Source organism: Micromonospora okii (assembly GCF_020884795.1).
Classification (GTDB): Bacteria; Actinomycetota; Actinomycetes; order Mycobacteriales; family Micromonosporaceae; genus Micromonospora; species Micromonospora okii.
In genome coordinates this window covers 1-13852 of the sequence record NZ_BBZF01000025.1, presented here as the reverse complement: position 1 = coordinate 13852, position 13852 = coordinate 1, and the positions used below count along the sequence as shown (strand labels likewise).

General features: G+C 76.0%; 13 protein-coding genes. 2 read left to right on the top strand and 11 right to left on the bottom strand.

Annotated elements, in window-relative coordinates; genetic code table 11:
• Positions 1-38: 38 nt before the first annotated feature.
• The 9 genes from murJ to LPU43_RS24175 all read right to left on the bottom strand — a co-directional run bounded on the left by murJ (position 39) and on the right by LPU43_RS24175 (position 9640).
• A complete protein-coding gene (murJ, locus tag LPU43_RS24215; protein WP_229402824.1) occupies positions 39-1736 on the bottom strand; it encodes a murein biosynthesis integral membrane protein MurJ in 1698 nt (565 codons plus the stop codon).
• A gap of 1 nt (position 1737) precedes the next feature.
• Positions 1738-2604 (bottom strand): hypothetical protein, encoded by an 867-nt coding sequence (locus LPU43_RS24210; protein WP_229402823.1) that lies wholly within the window; start codon positions 2602-2604, stop codon positions 1738-1740.
• Positions 2605-2671: 67 nt separating this feature from the next.
• Entirely contained in the window at positions 2672-3607 is a 936-nt protein-coding gene (locus LPU43_RS24205; RefSeq protein WP_229402822.1) for a copper transporter, read from the bottom strand.
• A 27-nt stretch (positions 3608-3634) separates the two neighbouring features.
• Positions 3635-4813: a putative cytokinetic ring protein SteA gene (steA, locus tag LPU43_RS24200; protein WP_229402821.1), complete on the bottom strand. Its 1179-nt coding sequence runs from the start codon at positions 4811-4813 to the stop codon at positions 3635-3637.
• Positions 4814-4933: 120 nt separating this feature from the next.
• Positions 4934-6691 carry a DNA repair protein RecN gene (gene recN / locus LPU43_RS24195; RefSeq protein WP_229402820.1) on the bottom strand — a complete coding sequence of 586 codons (1758 nt, stop codon included), beginning with the start codon at positions 6689-6691 and terminating at the stop codon, positions 4934-4936.
• Positions 6692-6805: 114 nt separating this feature from the next.
• Positions 6806-7690, bottom strand: a complete 885-nt coding sequence (locus LPU43_RS24190) for an NAD kinase (RefSeq protein WP_229402819.1) — start codon at positions 7688-7690, stop codon at positions 6806-6808.
• Between the two features lie 108 nt (positions 7691-7798).
• A complete protein-coding gene (locus tag LPU43_RS24185; protein WP_229402818.1) occupies positions 7799-8659 on the bottom strand; it encodes a TlyA family RNA methyltransferase in 861 nt (286 codons plus the stop codon).
• A gap of 20 nt (positions 8660-8679) precedes the next feature.
• Positions 8680-8883, bottom strand: coding sequence for a hypothetical protein (locus LPU43_RS24180; protein WP_229402947.1), 204 nt, complete (start codon positions 8881-8883; stop codon positions 8680-8682).
• 28 nt (positions 8884-8911) lie between these two features.
• Positions 8912-9640: a phasin family protein gene (locus LPU43_RS24175; RefSeq protein ID WP_229402817.1), complete on the bottom strand. Its 729-nt coding sequence runs from the start codon at positions 9638-9640 to the stop codon at positions 8912-8914.
• 112 nt (positions 9641-9752) lie between these two features.
• On the opposite strand from LPU43_RS24175, the gene LPU43_RS24170 reads away from it, so the two are divergent.
• The gene (locus tag LPU43_RS24170) at positions 9753-10091 is read left to right on the top strand and encodes an SCP2 sterol-binding domain-containing protein (protein WP_229402937.1); all 339 of its coding nucleotides are present in this window, start codon (positions 9753-9755) and stop codon (positions 10089-10091) included.
• Between the two features lie 51 nt (positions 10092-10142).
• Here the strand turns inward: LPU43_RS24170 and LPU43_RS24165 are convergent, their stop codons facing one another.
• Both LPU43_RS24165 and LPU43_RS24160 read right to left on the bottom strand, forming a co-directional pair.
• The gene (locus LPU43_RS24165; RefSeq protein WP_229402816.1) at positions 10143-11162 is read right to left on the bottom strand and encodes an HAD-IIA family hydrolase; all 1020 of its coding nucleotides are present in this window, start codon (positions 11160-11162) and stop codon (positions 10143-10145) included.
• Complete coding sequence (locus LPU43_RS24160) at positions 11159-12100, bottom strand: Replicase polyprotein 1ab (protein WP_373321811.1); 942 nt, start codon at positions 12098-12100, stop codon at positions 11159-11161. The genes LPU43_RS24165 and LPU43_RS24160 overlap by 4 nt, the downstream gene beginning before the upstream one ends.
• 120 nt (positions 12101-12220) lie before the next feature.
• On the opposite strand from LPU43_RS24160, the gene LPU43_RS24155 reads away from it, so the two are divergent.
• Entirely contained in the window at positions 12221-13765 is a 1545-nt protein-coding gene (locus LPU43_RS24155) for a hypothetical protein (protein ID WP_229402814.1), read from the top strand.
• Positions 13766-13852: the final 87 nt, after the last annotated feature.

The window sequence follows — 13852 nt, the reverse complement described above, 5'->3', positions numbered from 1 at the left end:
GCCCGCCACCGCCACCGCCGCGCCGCCCGTCGTCGCGCTCACCCCGACACCGTCTCCTTTCCGTCGCCCCGCTCCGGACCGACCTCGTCCCGCCGCCCAGGCCCGTCGGAGCGCCCGGCTCCCCGGCCCGTCCCGCCGAGCCGGCGGCGCACGGCGGCGAGCAGCGGCCGGACGTCGCGCCGGTCGGTCAGGTACGCCACGGCGAGGAACACGACGCCGACCACGGCTGCTGACAGCATGCCCTGCACGAGCGCCGTGAGTGTCGCCGGGGTGCCGCCGCCGGCGGCGGCCAGCGCGCGGGCGACGCCGGCCCCGGCGAGCGCGCCGAGGCCCCCGCCGAGCAGCCCGGCCGCCCCGGCGCGGGCGCCTCCGGCCAGCGCGGCGGGCCCGGCGGCGCGGCGCACGGCGACGAGCAGCAGGACGCCGAGCAGCAGCATCCCGGCCGAGTTGGCCAGGGCCACCGCGAGCACCCGGTCGGCGCGGGGCAGCAGCGCGGCCAGGGGCGCGGCGGCCAGCGGCACGGCGAGCCAGCCGGCGGTGATGGCCAGGGTGGCGGGGCGGGTGTCGCCCCGGGCGTAGAGGGCGCGGGAGAGCACCGCGAACAGGCCGTAGCCGAGCAGGCCGGGCGCGAAGCCGGCGATCCCGGCGGCCACCGGCGCGGGGTCGGTCGGGTAGAAGAACGCGGCGACCGGCGCGGCGGTGCCGGCCAGCGCCGCCGCGCCGAGGCAACTGAACAGGAACACGCCCCGGGTGGTCGAGGCCAGCGTGCCCCGGTACGCCTCCTCGTCGCCGACCGCCGACGCCGCGGCGAGGGTCGGGTACGCGGCGACGGCGAGCGGGACGGCCAGCACCGCCCAGGGCAGCAGGTACATCGTCTGGGCCAGGTTGAACACCTGGGGCGCGCCGGTGGGGCCGCCGGAGACGCTCTTGATGATCACCGCGAGGGCGAGTTGCTGGGCGGTGACGGTGACGGCCCCGGCCACCGCGAGCCCGCCGACGCGGGCCCGGGTGTCGGCGTCGAAGGCGTACCCGGGGCGCAGCCGCAGGCCCAGCCTGCGCAGCGGGATCAGCAGCGACAGCGACAGCACCACCACGCCGAGGGTGGTGCCGGCGGAGAGGACCAGCTCCCCGCCCCGGCTCACCCCGGCGACCGTGGCCCCCCGCCCCTCCGCGCCGCCGAAGACCAGGTAGACCACGATCACGGTGAGGCTGGAGAGCAGCGGGGCGATCACCGGCCAGGCGAAGCGGCGGTGCGCCTGGAGCACGCCGGTGAGCACGATGCCGATGCCGTAGAGCGGGAGCTGGGGGGCGAAGACCCGCAGCATCCGGGCGCCGGCGGCCAGCTCCGCCGGGCTGCGCCCGGAGCTGATCGCCTCGACGATCGGGCCGGCGAGCAGGGCGACCAGTGCGGCCAGCGGCACCAGCAGGGTCAGCGTCCAGGTCAGCAGCGCCCCGGTGGTCGCGCCCACCGCCCGCCGGTCCCCCGCCGCGACCGGGCCGGCCAGCAGCGGCACGACGAGGCTCGCCAGCGCCCCACCGGCCACGATCTCGAAGATGATGTTGGGCACGGTGTTCGCGATCACGTACATGCCGCCGAGGTCGCTGCGCTCCACCACCCAGGTGAACACGGCGGTGCGGCCGAAGCCGGCGAGCCGGCTGAGCACGGTGAGCACGGCGATGAGCGCGGCCGCTCCGGCCACCCGGCCGGCGCCGGCGAGGGGTGCCGGGGTCTTCACGTCAGTCGGTTCGCCGGCCCAGTGCGTCGAGCTCGCGTAGCCCAGGGGTGGCCTGGATGACCTGGGTGAAGCTGACCTTCTCGCTGGCCGCGGTGAGGCCCGCGAGCACCGCGAGCGCGCCGGCCCGGCCGAGCGGCCCGGTGCGGGCGGCGAGGGCCACCCCGAGCAGCGCGCCGAGCGCGTTGGCCCCCGCGTCGCCGACCATCACCTGCTCGTCGAGGTCGTCGCCAAGCAGGCCGGCGGCGGCGCCCACCGCGCCCGCGGCGATCCCGCCGTGCGGGCCCCGGGCCAGCGGCGCGCCGAGCAGCAGGCCGGACTTGATCGCCCGACCGGGGCGCAGGTCGAGGAGGTTGACCAGGTTGGCGGTGCCGGCGATCACGCCCGCGCCGAGCAGCACGTCGACGGTGCGGCCGAACGCGCGGTGACGCCGCCGCCGGGGGTGCGCGGCGACCGTGGGGTCGGCGGCGAGCAGCGCCGCCGCGCCGAGACCGGCCGCGCCCACCCCGACGATCTTGACGAGGCCGGCGGTGACCCGCCCCTCGCGCAGCGCGGCGAGGTGCCCGGCGAAGCCCTTCGCGGCCTTCTGCTCGGGCCGGGCGCCCACCACGTCGTCGTAGAGGCCGACCGCGCCGCTGCCCACGCCGGCCACCAGCGCGGCGGCCCCGGCCGGGCCGCTGGGCGCGCCGAACGCGCCGCCGGCGGCGGCACCGGCGGCGAGTGCCGGCCCGGCGGCCAGGGTCACCGTGCGGCCCCGGAAGTTGGTGCGCTCCAGCGCCGGGGCGGCACCGGAGCCGCGCACCTCGCGTAGCGCGTACCGGGCGGCGGCGGCGCCGGCCCCGGCGATCAACAGGCGGCCCAGCAGGCTCACGCGCTCACCCCGTTCGACACGCCGCGGTCACGGCGGAGAGGATCGGACATCCAGGTACGTCGTCGGCTCACTGGGGCAGTCTAGGCAGCAGCGCGCTCGCGTTGTCGCCCACGCCGTACTGGCCGGCCTTCTTCTCCACGAGCTGCTGCGCCAGGGCGAGGCTGGTGACGAGCTGCCCCTGGGTGGTGTTGGCGTCGTCGACGGTGGAGATGGTCTGCGACAGCACCGGGTCGCCCCGTACGACCGCGACCACGTTGCCGCCGGCCGAGCCGTTGCCGGCCACCACGATGGCCCCGGTCCGGTCGAACTGCTCGGCGATCTTGACGACCGACTCGTCCTTCTTCGCGGAGTCCTTGTCCACGTAGGGTTGGCCGCTGACCAGCACCACCGCCTCGGCGGGCCCGGTCACCCGCTCGTCCGTCGTCAGGTACCCGGCGTCGGAGTAGGAGGCGAGCACCGACTTGCGGTCGGCCTCGGTGACGGGGGCGCCGCCGGTGCGGTCGAGCAGGACGCTGGCCAGCAGGGCGCCGGAGGTCTCCACGCCGTGGCCGTTGCCGGGCAGCCCGGAGGCGGGGGCGGTGGGCCGGGCCGCGGTGACGGCCAGCTCCATCAGGTTGTTGTTGTTGTCCGGGTTGATGAACTTGTCCTGCAGGTCGACCCGGCCGGTGACACCGGCCCCGGCGGCCTGGAGCATCTTCAGCACGCCCTCGGCGTGGTCGCGCCCGCTGGGCAGGGTGAGCAGCAGCACCCGGCGGTTGGCCAGCTTGCCCGGCAGGACGATCTGGGCGATCTCGGAGGCGAACTGCTCCTCCATCTCCAGCTCCTTCTGCATGTTGCTGACCGCCTGGCGCATCTGCTGGTTGTCCTTGCTCAGCCCGTTGACCCGCTCCTTGAGCGAGTCGGCCACCGGGCCGTTGAGGGCGGCCGTGCCGACGACCAGGCCGATGGCCAACGCCAGGAACACGGCGGTCAGGGACACCACGTGGTAGCGGAAATTGATCACGCTTGCAGCCTCTTGATCGGTCGGGAGCTAGAAGAGCTGGCCGAGCTGGAACACGAAATTGTTCCACCATTCGCTCACCACGCCCAGGTACGCCTTGCCGACGGTGGAGACCGCCACGGCGGACGCCATCGCCGCCACCGCCGACAGCACCAGCAGCAGCAGCGAGGAGCCCGAGATGCTCTGCCGGTAGAGCCGGCTGACCCCCTTGGCGTCCACCAGCTTCCCGCCGACCTTGAGCCGGGTGAGGAACGTCGACGCCATCCCGCCCCGGCCCTTGTCCAGGAACTCGACCAGCGTGGCGTGCGTGCCGACCGCGACCAGCAGCGACGCCCCCTTCTCGTCGGCCAGGAGCATCGCCAGGTCCTCACTGGTCGCCGCCGCCGGGAAGGTGATCGCCTCGACGCCCAGCCCGGTGACCCGGGGCAGCCCCGGCGCGCGGCCGTCGGGGTAGGCGTGCACGATCACCTCCGCGCCGCAGCGCAGCACGTCGTCGGTGACCGAGTCCATGTCCCCGATGATCATGTCGGGCGTGTAGCCGGCCTCGACCAGGGCGTCCGCCCCGCCGTCCACGCCGATCAGCACCGGCTTGAACTCGCGGATGTAGGGCCGCAGCACGTCCAGGTCGGCCTTGTAGTCGTAGCCGCGGACCACGATCAGGCAGTGCCGGCCCCGGATCTCGGTCTGGATCTCGGGCACGCCGACGCCGTCGAGGAGCAGGTCGCGCTCCTGCCGCAGGTAGTCCATCGTGTTGGCGGCGAACGCCTCCAACTGCACCGACAGCCCCTCGCGGGCGTCGGCCATCGCCTTGGCCACCGACTCGGCGTCCTGCAACGCGCCGTGCGCGACCGGCTCGCCGCCGACGAAGACGGTGTTGCCCTCGATCCGGACGACGTCGCCCTCCCGGACGCGCTCGAAGATCCCCTCCCCCAGGTCGTCCAGGAGCGGGATGCCGGCGGCGACCAGCACCTCCGGGCCGAGGTTCGGGTAGCGGCCGGAGACCGACGGCTTGGCGTTGAGGACCGCGGCGACACCGACGGCGACCAGCGAGTCGGCCGCCACCCGGTCCACGTCGACGTGGTCGATGACCGCGATGTCGCCCGGGCGCAGCCGGCCGACCAGGCGCTTCGTCCGGCGATCGAGGCGCGCGGTGCCGACGAGCGTGTTCGGCTCCGCGCTCCGGGTCCGGCGCAAGGTGGGTAGACGCATCGTGACCATCCTGGCATGTGAGGCAGGCTTCTCTGTCGCGACATGCCTGAGCAGGGCCGCCTACCCAGGGAAGCACACCGCAGCGCGCACGAGTGTGCGTGCGGTCACAATCGCCCGCGGTCAGGGTCGCCTTTCCCGAGCCGCGACGGCCAACAACTCCTCGGCGTGGGCGATACCCAGATCCGAGTCCGGCAAACCCGCCAGCATCCGGGCCAGCTCGCGGGCCCGCTCGGTGTCCTCCACCACCCGCACCCCGCTGGTGGTCACCGCGCCCCCGGTGTCCTTCGCCACCACGAGGTGCCGGTCGGCGAACGCGGCCACCTGCGGCAGGTGCGTCACCACGAGCACCTGGTGGCTGCGGGCCAGCCGGGCCAGCCGGCGGCCGATCTCCACCGCCGCCGTGCCGCCGACGCCCGCGTCGACCTCGTCGAAGACCAGGGTGGGCGGCCCGCCGGAACCGGCGAAGACCACCTCGATGGCGAGCATCACCCGGGACAGCTCGCCGCCGGAGGCGCCCCGCTGCAACGGCAGCGACGGGGCCCCCGGGTGGGCCAGCAGCCGCAGCTCCACCTCGTCGCCGCCGTCCGCGCCGACGCCGACCTCGACGCCGTTGACCGACAGGCTCGGCTCCGACCGGCCCACCGGCCGGGGCAGCACCGCCACCTCGATCCGGGCGTGCGGCATCGCCAGCCCCGCCAGCTCGACGGTCACCTGCCCGGCGAAGCGGACCGCCGCCTCCTGTCGGGAAGCCGACACCCGCCCGGCCAGCTCGGCCACCTCGCCGGCCAGCCGGGACGCCTCCCGGTCCAGCTCGTCGAGCAGGTCGTCGGAGGTGTCCAGGTCGGACAGCCGCGCGCGGGCCCGCTCGGCCCAGGCGACCACCCCGTCCACGTCGTCGGCGTACTTGCGGGTCAGCCCGCGCAGCGCGGCCCGCCGCTCGTAGACGACCTGCAACCGGGCCGGGTCGGCGTCCAGCGCCGCCAGGTACGTCGACAGCTCGGCGGAGACGTCGGCGACCAGCGTGGCCGCCTCCTCCAGCCGGCCCGCCAGCTCGCCCAGCGCCGGGTCGGTGCCCGCCTGCGCCTCCAGGGTGCGCCGGGCCAGCCCGAGCAGCGCCGTCGCGTCCGGCGTCTCGTCCGTCGGCTCCGCGCCGCCGGCCACGCACTGGTGCGCCATCTGCGCCGCCGTGCGCAACCCCTCGGCGTGCTCCAGGCGCTGCGCCTCCGCCTTCAGCTCGTCGTCCTCGCCCGGCTGCGGGTCCACCCGGCTGATCTCGTCCAGCCCCAGCCGCAGCAGGTCGGCCTCCTGGTTGCGCTGCCGGGCATTGCGCCGCCGGTCGGCCAGGTCGTCGACCACCGTCCGCCACCGGGTGTACGCCTCGCGCAGCGCGTCGAGCAGCTTCTCGTGCTCCGGGCCGGCGAACCGGTCCAGCGCGGCCCGCTGCTCCGCCGGACGCAGCAGGCGGAGCTGGTCGGACTGGCCGTGCACCGCCACCACCTGCTCGCCGACCTCGCCGAGCATCGCCACCGGCATGCTCCGCCCGCCCAGGTGCGCCCGGGACCGGCCCTCGACGGAGACCGTCCGGCTCAGCAGCAGCGAGCCGTCCTCGTCGGTGTCGCCGCCGGCGTCGCCCACCCGGGCGTGGACGGTCGCGGCGACCCGGCCCTGCAACCGCAGCCGCCCCTCGACCACCGCGCGCCCCGGTGTGGCCCGCACCCGGCCGGCGTCGGCCCGACCGCCGAAGAGCAGGCCGAGGCCGGTCACCACCATCGTCTTGCCGGCACCGGTCTCGCCGGTGATGACGTTCATCCCGCCGGTCAACGGCAGCGTGGTGTCCTCGATGACGCCCAGTCCGGTGATGCGTAGCTCTTCCAGCACAGCACCCGACAGTAGACGCGAGGCCCGACACTTGACCAGCCGACGCGGGCCCGCCCGCCGACCCACCGGCGGGGTCGTGAGGCTCAGCCGGTGGGCAGCCCTACCGCGAACGGGTCAGCGCCGCGAGCCCCGCCAGCCGTGCACCGGCAGGTCGAACTTGGCGACCAGCCGGTCGGTGAACGGGCGGTCCCGCAGCCGGACGACCCGCACCGGCAGCCCGCCCCGACGCACCGTCACCCGCGCCCCCGGCGGCAGGTCGTAGACCCGGCGGCCGTCGCAGCAGAGCACCGCCAGGGTGGTGAACGGGTCGACGGTGATGGCGAACGTGGACGTCGGCGCGGTGACCAGCGGACGGCTGAACAGCGCGTGCGCGCTGATCGGCACCAGCAGCAGCGCCTCCACCTCCGGCCAGACGACCGGCCCGCCGCCGGAGAACGCGTACGCCGTCGAGCCGGTGGGCGTGGCGCAGACCACGCCGTCGCAGCCGTACCGGGACAGCGGCCGGCCGTCCACGTCGACCATCAGCTCCAGCATCTGGGCGCGCTCGCCCTTCTCGACGCTGATCTCGTTGAGCGCCCAGGACTCGATCGTCGGCCCGCCGTCGAACTCGGCGGTCACGTCGAGGGTGAGCCGCTCGTCCACCGAGTAGTTGCGGTCGACCACGTCGCGCACCGCCACGTCGAGGTCGTCGATCTCCGCCTCGGCGAGGAAGCCGACCTTGCCGAGGTTGATGCCCAGCAGCGGGGCCTTCGCCGGACGGGCCAGCTCGGCGGCGCGCAGGAACGTGCCGTCCCCGCCGAGGGCGAAGACGATCTCGGCTCCCTCGGCGGCGCGCGGCCCGACCACCGGCACCACGCCGGGCAGGTCCAGGTCGTCGGCCTCCTCGGCCACCACCCGCACCTCGAACCCCGCCGAGATCAGGTCCGCCGCGACCGCCCGGGCGTGCTCGGTGCTGCGCCGCCGCCCGGTGTGCGTCACCAGCAACGCGGTACGACTCACCGGCCGTGCCTCCCGTTCGCGACTGCGGGGCCCGCAAGCTCACTCCTCGCGCTCACCCGAACCGCCCTCCGCTCGCGACTGCGGGGCCCGCAAGCTCACTCCTCGCGCTCACCCTGGCACCTCCTCCGCCGGACACGCCGGCACGTCCCCCGACGGGGTCGGGCCCTGTGGGCCGGCCGCCACGACCGCCCGCACCCGGTGCGGGTCGGCGGCCGGCGCGCCCCGGCGTAACCATACGAAGAACTCGACGTTGCCGCTGGGCCCCGGCAGTGGACTCGCGGTCACGTCGGCGAGCCCCAGGCCGAGCCCGGCCGCCGCGCCCGCCACGTCGAGGACGGCCTCGGCGCGCAGCTCCGGGTCGCGCACCACGCCACCCGCGCCCACCCGCTCCTTGCCGACCTCGAACTGCGGCTTCACCATCAGGGCGAGGTCCCCCTCGTCGCGGGTGCAGGCCGCCAACGCCGGCAGCACCAGCCGCAGCGAGATGAACGACAGGTCGGCCACCGTGAGGTCGACCGGCCCGCCGATCGCCTCCGGCGTCAGGGTGCGCACGTTGGTGCGCTCGAAGACGCGTACCCGCTCGTTGGTGCGCAGCGGCCAGGCGAGCTGGCCGTAGCCGACGTCGACGGCGACCACCTCGGCCGCGTCGGCGCGCAGCAGCACGTCGGTGAAGCCGCCGGTCGACGCCCCGGCGTCGAGGCAGCGTCGGCCCGCCACCCGCAGCCCGCCCGGGGCGAACGCGGCCAGCGCGCCGGCCAGCTTGTGGCCACCCCGCGAGACGTACTCGGAGACGGGGTCGGCGCCGGTGACCAGCAGGGGGTCGGCGGGGTCGACCAGCGCGGCGGCCTTGCGGGCCTGGACCCCGCGAAGCTGGACCCGGCCGGCCTCGACCAGCGCGGCGGCCTGCTCGCGGGAACGGGCCAGGCCGCGGCGGACGAGTTCGGCATCGAGCCGGTTGCGACGTGCCATGGGGATGGATCTCCGGTCGGTCAGGCCTGGTCGATGGTGGCGAGGGTCTCGCGCAGCGTCTGGTACGCCGCCTCGTACTGCGGGATCTGGTCGGCCGGGGAGAGCGTCGCCGCGTTCGCCATCGCCTGCACGGCGGCGTCCACCGCCGGGTGCCGGGCGTCGACGGCGTCCGCGTCGATGTCGACCGGGCGCGGCGGCGGGCCCGGCCGGAAGGGCCCGCTCACCGCCCGCCCCGCGCCGTGCCCCGGGCCCTCACTCCGCGCCGCCCGGCTGGCGGCTGCGTGCCGGGGCCTTCTTCACGGGACGGGCCGGCTCCGCCGCGCCCCCGTCGGTCCCGGTACGGCCCGCCGCGTCGCCGTCCTGCGCGGTCGCGGGGCTCACGGGCTCGCTCCGCACGCTCACCGCAGCCGGCGGCTTCCGGGCGATGGCCTTCTTGGCCACCGCCTTCTTCGCCACGGCCTTCGTGGCCACGGCCTTCTTCGCCACGGCCTTCGTCGCCGCCGCGCCCGGGGGCGACGGGGCGGCCGGCTCCGCGGCGCCGGGTACGGCGGGCTCCGCCGCGCCGGGTGCGGCCGGCGGGTGCTCGGGTCCGCCGGTTTCACCCGTCGCGGCGGGAGGCTGCGCGGGTCCGCCGGTTTCACCTGTCGCGGTGGGCGGCTGCGCCGGCTCGCCGGGGGCGGCCTTGGCCTCGCGCAGCTCGCGCTCCAGCTCGCGCACCCGGCGGGTCAGCTCCGCCACCTCGTCGGCGGTGGCGAGCCCGACCGCGCCGAGCGCCCGGTCCACCTCGAAGCGCACCAGCTTGGTCAGCGCCTCCCGATTCGCCATGCCCGTCGAGAGCAGCTCCTCGACGAGGGCCTGGAGCTGCGCGCCGGTAGCCTCGCCGGAGCCGACCACCCGGCGTACGACCTCCTGGGCCTTCTTCCGGGGCGCCTCCGTCAGGCCCATGGCCAGTCCGAGGTAGGCGCGCCACGCGTCCTGCATGTGCCTGAGTCCTTCCACCGGGATCGGATTGCAGGTGCCACGCTACCGGGCGCCGCGCGGGACCCACTGCGGTACGGTGCCGGGAACGGACATGACGTTCGAAGGAGACGATGTGGCCAGCGTGGACGAGTGCCGGCAGGCGTTGCGGGATCTGGCCGCCCGGCTGGACCGCAACGCCGAGACCGTGCGAGAGCGGATCGACCTGGACCGGACCCTGGCCTGCCGGGTGACCGACCTGGACGTCGCCTTCCACGGCCGGCTCGCCGGCGGGCGGCTGCTCGACCTGACCGACGGGGACGACCCGAAGGCAAAGATCGCGCTGAGCACCAACAGCGACGACCTGCTCGCCCTGGTCGGCGGCAAGCTCGACGTGACGGCGGCGGTCGCCTCCCGGCGGGTCACGATCAAGGCCAACCCGTTCGACCTGCTGAAGCTCCGCAAGCTGCTCTGAGCCGGGGCCCCGGCCGGCGTCCGCTCCGACGCCGGTCGGGTCGCCCCTGGGTCAGCCGGCCAGGCCGAGCGCGGCCAGGGCCTCGGCGGCCTCCGGCGACCCCGGCCGGGCCTGCGGGCCACCGTCCGCGGCCCACGCGACGGCGCAGAGCGCCGCCAGCGCGTCCAGCGTCCGTCCCGATCCGGTCAGCTCCAGCCCGCCGTCGGTCACCGTCACCGACCAGCCGCCCGTCTCCGGGGCGCCGGGCACGCGGACCACCGCCGCCGGGTCGAACAGCCCGGCCAGGTCGGCCGCGACGTACGTCGGCCGGCGGCGCTCCGGCGCGGCCAGCAGCTCGGGCACGTCGCTGACCCCGGTGAGCACCAGCAGGCTGTCCAGCCCGGCCCGGCGGGCACCCTCGATGTCGGTGTCCAGCCGGTCGCCCACCACCAGGGTCCGCCCCTGGCCCGCGCGGCGGGCGGCGGTCGCGAAGAGCGCCGGCTCGGGCTTGCCCACCACGACGTCCGGGTCGCGCTCCAGCGCGGTCCGCAGCACCGCCACCAGCGACCCGTTGCCCGGCAGCGGACCCCGCCCGCTGGGCAGGGTCCGGTCGGTGTTCGTGGCGATCCACTGCGCCCCGGCCCGGACCGCCAGCGACGCCTCGGCCAGGTCCGCCCAGCCGACCTGCGGGCCGTACCCCTGCACGACGGCGGCCGGGGACTCCTCGGCGCGGGACACCGGGCGCAGCCCCACCGCGCCGATCTCGGCGCGCAGGGCCTCCGCCCCGACGACCAGCACCGCCGACCCGGCCGGGAGCCGGTCGGCCAGCAGTTCGGCCGAGGCGGCGGCGGAGGTCAGCACCTCCTCCGGGGTGGCGGTCACGCCCATCCCGGTGAGCAGGTCGGCGACCTCACTGGAGCGCCGGGAGGCATTGTTCGTCGCGTACGCCACCGCCCGCCCCTCGGCGCGCAGCCGGCCCACCGCCTCGACCGCGCCGGGGATCGGCCGGTCGATCAGGTAGATCACCCCGTCGAGGTCGAAGACGACCAGCGAGTACCCGTCGACCAGCCGGCCCCCGGCGCCCGCCGTCACCGCCGGTCCGCGCCCGACTCGGGGGAACCGGTCGACTCCGCGCCCGGCTCGGAAGCGGCCCGCTCCGGCTGCGGCTCCGACTCGACCCGGGCCGTGACGTCGCCCGCCTCGTCGTCGCTTAGCTCGTCGTGGGTCAGACCCTCGTCGGCGTACCGCTCGGCCCGCTCGCTGTCGCCCTCGTCGGCTCCGGCGCCCTCGTCGTCGTCTTCCTCGGCGTCGGACGCCTCGGCCGGGCCGGCGAGGTCGACGTCCGGCTCTGCCGGCACCGCGCCCGGGGCACCCGGGCCGGAGGCGATCTCCTCGACCGGCTCGTCGTCCTCGTCGTCGCCCTCGATGAGCACCCCGTCCAGCTCGAGCAGCCGCTCGGCGGCGTCGGTCTCGCCGTCGGCGTCGACGTCGGCCGCCCGGGAGAACCACTCCCGGGCCTCCTCGCGCCGCCCCACCGCGAGCAACGCGTCGGCGTACGCGTACCGGAGCCGCGCGGTCCACGGCTCGGCCGCCTCGCTGGTCAGCTCGGGCACCTGGAGCATGGCGACGGCCGCGTCCTTCTGGCCGAGGTCACCGCGCGCCCCGGCGGCGACGATCAGCAGCTCGATCGAGGCGGCCTTGTCGAGCTTCGCCTGGTCCGCGCCCCGGAACAGGTCGATGGCCCGCTCCGGGCGTCCCAGCGCCCGCTCGCAGTCGGCGAGCACCGCCAGGTGGCTCTGCGATCCGCTCATCCGGTGGTACGTGCGCAGCTCGGCGATCGTCATCTGCCACTCGCCCGTGTGGTACGCGGCCAGGCCCACCGCCTCGCGAACCGCCGCGATCCGGGACGCGAGCCGACGGGCGGCCAGCGCGTGCGCCAGGGCCTCCGCCGGGTCCTCGTCGATCAGCTTGCCGGTCGCGACCAGGTGCCGGGCGACGGTCTCCGCCACCGGCTTGGCGAGGGAGAGCAGCTCGGCCCGGACGGTCGAGTCCAGGTCGGTCGCGACGATCTCGTCGGGCAGTGCCGGCGCAGCCTGCCCACCCGCCGACTCGCCCCGGTCGTCCCGCCGGTCGCGCGACGCGTCCCCGCCGTGGCCACCCTCCCGACGCCGGTCCTCGAAGCCCCGACGATCGTCCCGGCGCGGGCGGTCGCCCTGGCCAGCCCGGTCGCCGCTGCGGAAGCCACCATCCCGGTCACCGCCACGGAAACCGCCCTCACGACGGTCGCCGCCGAAGCCGCCTTCACGACGGTCGCCGCCCCGGAAGCCCCCTTCGCGGTCGCCACCACGGAAACCACCCTCACGCGGCCCGGAGCGGAAACCACCTTCGCGACGGTCCCCACCACGGAAGCCGCCCTCACGCGGACCCGAGCGGAAGCCACCCTCACGGTCGCCGCCTCGGAAACCACCCGGGCGCGCGTCACCGTCGCGACGGAAGCCGCCCTCACGACGGTCGCCACCACGGAAGCCACCATCCCGGTCACCGCTGCGGAAGCCGCCCTCACGACGGTCGCCGCCACGGGCGCCGCCGTCGCGGTCGCCGCCACGGAAGCCACCCGGGCGGGCGTCACCGTCGCGGCGGAAGCCGCCCTCACGGTCGCCGCCACGGAAACCGCCCTCACGGCGTTCTCCACCACGGAAGCCACCGTCCCGGTCGCCCCCACGGAAGCCACCCTCACGCGGCCCGGAGCGGAAACCTCCCTCACGACGGTCGCCACCACGGAAGCCACCATCCCGGTCACCGCTGCGGAAGCCGCCCTCGCGACGGTCGCCGCCGAAGCCGCCCTCGCGGCGGTCCCCGCCACGGAAGCCTCCGTCGCGATCGCCGCCACGGAAACCACCCTCGCGGCGGTCCCCGCCACGGAAACCACCCTCACGGTCGCCGCCGCCACGGAAGCCGCCCTGGCGGGCGTCGCCGTCGCGGCGGAAACCACCCTCGCGCGGCCCCGAGCGGAAACCACCCTCGCGACGATCGTCCCCGCGGTACCCGCCCTCGCGGCGGTCACCGCCACGGAAGCCACCATCGCGGTCGCCACCCCGGTACCCGCCCTCACGGCCCTGACCGCCGGCGGGACGAGCGTCGTCGCGGGACCGGAAACCACCCTCACGACGGTCACCACCACGGAAACCACCCTCACGGCGGTCCCCGCCACGGAAACCACCCTCACGGTCGCCGCCCCGGGCGCCACCCTCACGGTCGCCGCCCCGGGCGCCACCCTCACGGTCGCCGCCCCGGGCGCCACCCTCACGGTCGCCGCCCCGGGCGCCGCCGTCGCGGTCGCCGCCACGGAAGCCACCCGGGCGCGCGTCACCGTCGCGACGGAAACCACCCTCGCGACGATCGTCCCCGCGGTACCCGCCCTCGCGGCGGTCACCGCCACGGAAGCCACCATCGCGGTCGCCACCCCGGTACCCGCCCTCACGGCCCTGACCGCCGGCGGGACGAGCGTCGTCGCGGGACCGGAAACCACCCTCACGACGGTCACCACCACGGAAACCACCGGGGCCGCCGCGCTGGTCGCGCGGGCGGTCGTCCCGATCGCGGTACGACGGACGGTCGTCGCGCCGGGGTGCCCCGCCGCGGCTGTCGGGGCGGTCTTCGTAACGTCGAGGACGGTCGCCGTCCTGCGGTCCTGAACTCACAGGTACATCCTTCCTGATTGCGCCGCACTCGACGCTAACGCAGTCGAGGGCCGACCCTAATGGGCGGCCCTCGACTGGAAA